The organism is Aeromonas sp. Prich7-2, from assembly GCF_017939255.1.
Lineage (GTDB): Bacteria > Pseudomonadota > Gammaproteobacteria > Enterobacterales > Aeromonadaceae > Aeromonas > Aeromonas caviae.
The window spans coordinates 1-7,323 of sequence record NZ_JAGKRI010000042.1 but is presented as its reverse complement, the minus strand read 5'-3'; the positions used below and the strand labels follow the sequence as shown (position 1 = coordinate 7,323).

The 7,323-nt window shown below is 60.9% G+C and carries 5 protein-coding genes and 6 tRNA genes; 7 read left to right on the top strand and 4 right to left on the bottom strand.

Annotated elements, in window-relative coordinates:
* Positions 1-5: 5 nt before the first annotated feature.
* A tRNA-Gly gene (locus J9892_RS09090) sits at positions 6-81 on the top strand.
* 554 nt (positions 82-635) lie between these two features.
* Here the strand turns inward: J9892_RS09090 and J9892_RS09085 are convergent.
* From J9892_RS09085 to J9892_RS09075, 3 genes are all read right to left on the bottom strand, one after another.
* Positions 636-845 (bottom strand): cold-shock protein, encoded by a 210-nt coding sequence (locus J9892_RS09085; protein ID WP_005297820.1) that lies wholly within the window; start codon positions 843-845, stop codon positions 636-638.
* Between the two features lie 295 nt (positions 846-1,140).
* Positions 1,141-1,800, bottom strand: a complete 660-nt coding sequence (locus J9892_RS09080; protein WP_010675484.1) for a LysM-like peptidoglycan-binding domain-containing protein — start codon at positions 1,798-1,800, stop codon at positions 1,141-1,143.
* 99 nt (positions 1,801-1,899) lie between these two features.
* Positions 1,900-4,002 (bottom strand): methyl-accepting chemotaxis protein, encoded by a 2,103-nt coding sequence (locus J9892_RS09075; protein WP_128313019.1) that lies wholly within the window; start codon positions 4,000-4,002, stop codon positions 1,900-1,902.
* Positions 4,003-4,265: 263 nt separating this feature from the next.
* On the opposite strand from J9892_RS09075, the gene gltX reads away from it, so the two are divergent.
* The 6 genes from gltX (at position 4,266) to J9892_RS09045 (ending at position 6,617) form a co-directional block, all read left to right on the top strand.
* Positions 4,266-5,681: a glutamate--tRNA ligase gene (gltX, locus tag J9892_RS09070; protein ID WP_128313020.1), complete on the top strand. Its 1,416-nt coding sequence runs from the start codon at positions 4,266-4,268 to the stop codon at positions 5,679-5,681.
* A 383-nt stretch (positions 5,682-6,064) separates the two neighbouring features.
* Positions 6,065-6,140: transfer RNA gene (locus tag J9892_RS09065), tRNA-Ala, on the top strand.
* Between the two features lie 28 nt (positions 6,141-6,168).
* Positions 6,169-6,244 (top strand) — tRNA-Ala (locus J9892_RS09060).
* A 63-nt stretch (positions 6,245-6,307) separates the two neighbouring features.
* Positions 6,308-6,383, top strand: a tRNA-Ala gene (locus tag J9892_RS09055).
* 48 nt (positions 6,384-6,431) lie between these two features.
* Positions 6,432-6,507, top strand: a tRNA-Ala gene (locus J9892_RS09050).
* Between the two features lie 34 nt (positions 6,508-6,541).
* A tRNA-Ala gene (locus J9892_RS09045) sits at positions 6,542-6,617 on the top strand.
* A 570-nt stretch (positions 6,618-7,187) separates the two neighbouring features.
* Here the strand turns inward: J9892_RS09045 and J9892_RS09040 are convergent.
* Positions 7,188-7,323, bottom strand: a 136-nt coding sequence (locus J9892_RS09040; protein WP_210538105.1) for a transposase, incomplete at its 5' end; no start/stop codon positions are given.

Genomic DNA, 7,323 nt, shown 5'->3' with positions numbered 1-7,323 from the left:
CTGTTGCGGGAATAGCTCAGTTGGTAGAGCACGACCTTGCCAAGGTCGGGGTCGCGAGTTCGAGTCTCGTTTCCCGCTCCAATCTCTCTTCGAACCCTTCGAATTCAATCTCTCCCCCAAGTACACGAATCCAGTTTCTCAGTACCATCACTGCCGCGTCCTGTTGGTAGAGCATGATCCGCGTTTGCCAAGGCTGGGGTCGCGAGTTCGAGTCTCGTTTCCCGCTCCAATCTCTCTTCGACGTCCTCATAATCCCTTTGAATTGCCCATCACATCGCGCCGCGATGATTTGTCGTATCCGGCGTTTGCCTGCTTTCTCTCTTCCCCGCACATCCCAAGTCACAAGACCAAGATGTATTGCTTGCTAATAGCCTCCCGGAGATCGGGCACAACCCTTTGCGGTCGGCTAACAGGCTTGGCAGGGCCTGAATGACAGACAGTGGCTCGCTATAAGTTAAAACCGGGGCATTTAACCAAAACTCATCATTTTGATTTATAGCGGCTGGTGGCGGCCATAAACGGCTTGCTGGTGGGGATGGCAAGCCCGGCAAGAGCTCTGCCGATCGGGGAGAGGAAATCGCGGGCAAAAAAATAGGAGGGGCGATGGCTCCTCCTACGGGTTCACTGGCGCTGGCTCAGATAACGGTGACGTTCTCGGCCTGAGGGCCTTTTTTGCCCTGGGTCACAGTGAACTGGACTTTTTGACCTTCAGCCAGGGTCTTGAAACCTGCGCTCTGGATGGAGGAGAAGTGAACGAAAACGTCCGGTCCCTGGGATTGCTCGATGAAGCCAAAACCCTTGGTTTCGTTGAACCATTTTACTTGGCCGGTGCGAATGTCAGACATGTGGTAAGTCCTATCTATAACAAAATGAAACTAAGCCTGGTTGGGCAGCATTTGCCTGGAAGTCAGGGGTTGAAGCATGACTGACCACGTCTCTTTGTCCCAGTAGCATGTAGCACAATCCCTGTCTAAAGCCTGACCGATTGTACTGGAGCCCGATCCCTTGTCAATTTGGCACTTTTCATTTTTTGAGCGAGCTAAAAGTATTGTGAAGTCAGCAGCTTGTTTCATGCTTCACATCAAAAAAAACGGGAGGCCATGGCCTCCCGTCTGCATAAGGGGGTGTGGTCGAGCCCCCTTATTCCTTGAGGGCGAACCCTTCCCCCTGGCGGTCGTAGCGGTAGCTGACCTGACCGAGAGAGCGGACCTCGACCCGCTGGATGCGGCGGCTGGTGTCCACCAGGATGAACACCGACTTGCCCGACTGCAGCCGGGTCAGCGGCCTGTCCGGCCCTTCGATGGCGATGAGCCGGCTGAGCTCGGCCCCCGGCAACTCGAACTTGCGGAAGATGGAGTAGAGAGTTTCACCGGCCTGCACGTCGTGCTGCAACCAGGTGCCATCCACTTTTTCCTCGACGGGCTTGGCGGCCTGGGGCTCACCGGCGTTGCCGACGGTCAGGGCCTGGGCCGGCACGGCCAGGGGGACCGCCAGAGAGCCTGACGGCGCCGTGGTCGGGGCGGCGGGGGCGGGCTCCCAGGCCAGCACCAGCAGCCAGAGCGGGATCAGCACCAGCAACCCTATGGTGTGTTTGCGGGGCAGGGGGCTTGCCAGCTTGAACGAGGCCGCCTTCGGCTCCTTGTTGCGCTGACCCAGGCCACTCATGCCCTGGCCGAGACGCTGGCGCAGGGGCAGGGTAGCCGCGTTGATACGTTGGAGCAGGGTTCCTTGTGATTCGTCTTGGCGACGCTGCTGGGCTCGTCTGTTATGGCCACGTGGGCGACGGTCCGGGGTGGGCACGGCATTTACCTCTCACTACATTGCCTGCCATCAGGCAAATATGCCGCCTATGGTAAACGGACTCGTCCCCGAGGGGGAGAGTCCGGAGCATGAAAATTATCAGCTGAGACGAAACTGACCCAACAATTGCTGCAAACGTTCCGCCGCCTGACGCAAGGCCTGACTGGCGTTGGCCGTGCTGGTGGCGTCCCTGGCGATGTCGTTGGCCAGTGCGCTGGTTTTTGACAGATTGCCGGAGACAGTCTCGGAAACCGAGCTCTGCTCCTCGGCGGCGGAGGCGATCTGGTAGGTCATGTCGTTGATGGTGGCGATGGCCTGGAAGATGCTGCCGAGAGCCGCCTCCGCCTGATCCGCTTCCCCCACCGCCTGATGGGTCAGCTGCTGGCTCTGCTGGATGGCGTTGACCGCGTTGGTGGAGCTGTGGCGGATCTTGTCGATCAGCTCCTGGGTATTCTGCACCGCCTGCTGGGTGTTGCCCGCCAGCTTGCGCACCTCGTCGGCCACCACCGCAAAACCGCGCCCCTGCTCCCCGGCCCGGGCCGCCTCGATGGCGGCGTTGAGCGCCAGCAGGTTGGTCTGATCGGCGATCCCCTGGATGACGGTGAGGATGCTGGTGATCTGCTCGCTGTCGTGAGCCAGCCCTTCCACCACCTCGGCTCCCTTGCCTGCCTCGGCGGCCACCTTGTGCATGGAGTGGATCACCCGCTGGAAGCGTACCTTGCCCTCGTCCGCCGCGCTCTGGGCCTGCTTGGCGGAGTCGGCGGTGTTGTTGGCGTGGGTGGCCACCTCCTGGCTGACGTAGGACATCTCCTGTACCGCGGTCAGCATCTGCTCCATCTCCGCCTGGTGATGCTGCAGGTTGCTGTCGGTCTGGCCGGCGATGCGATCGGTGTCCCCGGCGTGGCGATGGACCTCGCTCGCGGTCTTCTGCACATCCCCGAGCAGGGCCTGCAGCTTGTCGATGAAGCGGTTGATGCCCCGGGCCAGGGCCCCCAGCTCGTCCCTTGAGCGGCTCTCCAGACGCTTGGTGAGATCCCCCTCGCCGTCGGCGATGTCATCCACCAGGCTCACCATCTGGCGGATGGGGCCCGTGATGCTGCGGGCAATGACCAGCATGGTGCCAAGGGCCAGCGCCAGTACGATGAGGGCACCGATGAGCTGCTGGGTCATGGCGGCGCGGTTCATGTCGGTGAGCTGGCGTGCCAGCTCGTCCGCTCCCGCCAGCACCACCTTGTAGGGCAGGGTGACGATGATGGCCCAGTTGCGGGCCATGCCGGGCACCGCGATGGGCACCGAGATGCGAAACGCGTCGGTGAGCTCCTGGCGCTGCACGTCCGGTTTGAGGTACTGGTGCCAGCCGTTGCCGAGCACCTTGTCGGCGCGGCTGCCGAGCAGGCTGGCGTCGCCGCTGGTGCCGGTGATGACGCCGGCAGCGCTGACGATCAGGGTCTCCCCCTTGCCGTCATAGATGTTGCTATTGAGAGACTGGGCCTGACGGCTGATGGAGTCCACCGCCAGATCCAGCGCGGCGATGCCCTTGAACCGGCCATCCACAAGGATGGGGGTGGTGATGGTGCTCACCAGCACCTGCTGGCCGTTGATGTCCACCTTGAAGGGGTCGATGAGGCAGGGGCGCCCCTCCCGTTTCGGGCAGGCGTAGTAGTCGTTGGCCGGGTTGCCGAACTCGTCCGGATCGCTCTTTTCGATGGAGAGCAGCAGATCGCTGCCGATCTGATCCTTGTCGCGGTAGAAGTAGGGAACGAAGCGCCCCTTGTCGTCACTGCCGAGCGCGCTCTGGCCGGCGAAGCTTTCGTCCTGGCCGTCGAAGCCGTTGGGCTCGAATCCCGCGAAGGCGCCATAGAGCTGAGGCTCCAGGGCAAGCTGGGCCTTGAGCAGGTCGGTGGCTTGCTGGCGATCCAGCGGCAGCTTGCCCTCCTGCTGGCGGGCGAAGACGCTGGCTATCTGCTGGGTGTAGGAGAGCCCCTTTTGCAGCAGTTGGGTGATGGTGGCGGCCTCGGCACGGGCGTTGGCGCTCACCTTCTGCCACGCCTCCTGTTGCAGGGCGGCGCGGCTGGAGTCGATGGTGAGCTGCTGGGTCTGCCGGCCTGAATACTGGTTGAGCAGGATCAGGATGACCAGGGCCGTGGTCATGGCGACACCGGCCAGTACCAGGATACGATTCTGGATAGAACGAAACTGCATCGCGCGTTCCTTGTATCGTTGAGGGTTCGTTGACGGGGTGACTGAAGTATCGGCTGTGCGGGAGATCTCTCCAGCAACCTCGCCTAGCTAAGCGGGAAAAAAGGGAAAATTCTGAGACATCACTCTAAAACAGCGGTTTTTGCGGGAATGGAGCCTATTTTCCCCTCTGCCTCGCCATGGTTTTCCCATCCGTCATTGTCGGTGCTAAAATGCGACGGTTTTTTTAACGAATTGGCCCAAGGCCCTCTACACAAGGCTTAAAGATGAAAGTCAAAACCCGTTTTGCTCCCAGCCCGACCGGCTTTTTGCATGTCGGCGGTGCCCGTACCGCACTCTATTCCTGGTTGTTTGCAAAGAACCAGGGCGGTGAGTTTGTGCTGCGTATCGAGGATACCGATCTGGAACGTTCCACTCAGGAGGCCATCGACGCCATCATTGAGGGCATGGAATGGCTGGAGCTGAACTGGGATGAGGGCCCCTACTACCAGACCAAGCGCTTCGATCGCTACAACGGCCTTATCGACGAGATGCTGGCTGACGGCCGCGCCTACAAGTGCTTCTGCTCCAAGGAGCGTCTGGAGGCCCTGCGCGAAGGTCAGATGGCCAATGGCGAGAAGCCGCGCTATGACGGCAAGTGCCGGGATGCCGCCCACGATCACCCGGCCGATGCGCCCCACGTGATCCGCTTCCGCAACCCGACCGAAGGCTCCGTGGTGTTCGATGACCACGTCCGTGGCCGCATCGAGTTCGCCAACACCGAGCTGGACGATCTGATCATCCGCCGTACCGATGGCGCGCCGACCTACAACTTCTGTGTTGTAGTCGATGACTGGGACATGGAGATCACCCACGTGGTGCGTGGGGAAGACCACATCAACAACACCCCGCGCCAGATCAACATCTACAAGGCGCTGAACGCGCCGGTACCGGAGTTTGCCCACGTCTCCATGATCCTGGGTGACGACGGTGCCAAACTCTCCAAGCGCCACGGTGCCGTCTCCGTCATGCAGTACCGCGACGATGGCTACCTGCCGGAAGCGCTGCTGAACTATCTGGTGCGTCTGGGCTGGTCCCACGGGGATCAGGAGATCTTCACCCTCGACGAGATGATCAAGCTGTTCAGCCTGGATGCCATCTCCAAGTCTGCCTCCGCCTTCAACACCGACAAGCTCTTGTGGCTGAACAACCACTACATGCGCAGCCTGGATCCGGCTTATGTTGCCAAGCATCTGGCCTGGCACATGGAACACCAGCAGATCGACACCAGCAATGGCCCGGCGCTGGCCGATGTGGTCACCCTGCTGGCCGAGCGCTGCAACACCCTGGTCGAGATGGCCGCCCAGAGCCGCTACCTGTTCGAAGAGTACGAGGCCATCGACGAAGCGGCAGCCAAGAAGCACCTGCGCGGCGTGGCTGCCGAGCCGCTGGCGCTGGCCAAGACCAAGCTGGCGGCACTGGATAGCTGGACCACAGAAGCGTTGCACGAGCTGATTGAAGCGACCGCCGCCGAGCTGGGTCAGGGCATGGGCAAGGTCGGCATGCCGCTGCGTGTGGCCGTCACCGGTCTGGGCCAGTCTCCTGCCATCGACGCCGTGATGGCGCTGGTGGGCAAGGAGCGGGTCCTCGCCCGTATCGATCGCGCCCTGGTTTATATCGAAGCGCGTATGGCCGCCGAGTAAGCTTGCCGCCGCACATTGCCGTCACCGGTCTGGGGTAATCTTTCCCCTGCCATCGACGCCGTGATGGCGCTGGTGGGCAAGGAGCGGGTCCTCGCCCGTATCGACCGCGCTTTGGCGTATATCGAAGCGCGCATGGCCGCTGCATAAACATCGGCCATGGCATGAAAAGGGCCTCCTGACGGGGGCCCTTCGTATTTTGGCCTCAAGCGGATTTGCGACGTAAAACAGCGACATAGCGACGAGGTTGGCGGTAAAAACAGCTAACTGCCTGAATTTTGACTAAACGCTCCAGCGGGCGAGAATTTTGGGTTGACAGCAAAGCGGGTGATGCCTATCATGCGCCTCCGTTGCCAGAGATAACTTTGGTAGCGCCGAGGTGAGTTGGGGTTATAGCTCAGCTGGGAGAGCGCTTGCATGGCATGCAAGAGGTCCGCGGTTCGATCCCGCGTAGCTCCACCAAATTCTCCTCGAACAATCTGGAATCCAAGGGGTTATAGCTCAGCTGGGAGAGCGCTTGCATGGCATGCAAGAGGTCCGCGGTTCGATCCCGCGTAGCTCCACCAGGTTCCCGATTGACATGAAGTACCCAGGGCAGTGCGGTGTGTATCACCCAGGCCGACCTTTGTGGGGTTATAGCTCAGCTGGGAGAGCGCTTGCATGGCATGCAAGAGGTCCGCGGTTCGATCCCGCGTAGCTCCACCATTATTGAGGATGAATGGCCGCCAGAACCATTCATTCGGTACCGAATTTGGGGTTATAGCTCAGCTGGGAGAGCGCTTGCATGGCATGCAAGAGGTCCGCGGTTCGATCCCGCGTAGCTCCACCAAATTCAGAGTGATTCAGCGTCACTCACACACATCGGGGTTATAGCTCAGCTGGGAGAGCGCTTGCATGGCATGCAAGAGGTCCGCGGTTCGATCCCGCGTAGCTCCACCATATTTCGCAAGAAAGCACCAAGGCCACCGCATCGCGGTGGCCTTTTTGTTTGCCTGTCATTTGGATTTTCCATGATCTCGCCCTTTGTATTTGTCTGGCAAATGGCGCTTCACCCTGTCCGCGAGGGCATCAGCGGCCCTGGCCGCCGCTGACGGGGGTGAGGGGGGGATTGGCGCCGATGCCGCCATGGCCATGGCGCGGGCTGCACGATGCCATCCTCTGCCGCGTGGCGGTTGGCTCGTTCGGCAGCCTGCGATGGCGCTTCACCTTGTCCGCGAGGGCATCAGCGGTCCTGGCCGCCGCTGACGGGGGTGAGGGTGGAGATTGGCGCCGATGCTGCCATGGCCATGGCGCGGGCTGCGCGATGACATCCTCTGCCGCGTGGCGGTTGGCTCGTTCGGCAGCCCGCGGGATACGCCATCCGGCCCCTGGTGTCAGTACCGGGTTTCCCCGTCGGCAGGGTGCCAGCCCTCTGGGAAAGGGGCGAGGCGGGGGCAACAGGGTATTTATTCATCCCATGATGTGGCCCTTTGCATTTGTTTTTCAAATGGCCCTGGCACAAAAAAAGGTTCATCGCGGCTTTCCGGGGAAGGCCGCCTTGATTTTCAGAAAAAAGTATTCTGAGTCCCTAAATCCATATGCCATACGCTTTATCACTTTGATCTTGTTGTTCACCCCTTCCAGCACACTCGTGTGCATCGGGTAG

What these genes read in the sequence shown, in the direction of transcription:
- gltX (WP_128313020.1), top strand. Translation starts at nt 4,266, where the DNA reads ATGAAAGTCAAAACCCGTTTTGCTCCCAGCCCGACCGGCTTTTTGCAT.
- J9892_RS09085 (WP_005297820.1), bottom strand. Translation starts at nt 845, where the DNA reads ATGTCTGACATTCGCACCGGCCAAGTAAAATGGTTCAACGAAACCAAG.
- J9892_RS09075 (WP_128313019.1), bottom strand. Translation starts at nt 4,002, where the DNA reads ATGCAGTTTCGTTCTATCCAGAATCGTATCCTGGTACTGGCCGGTGTC.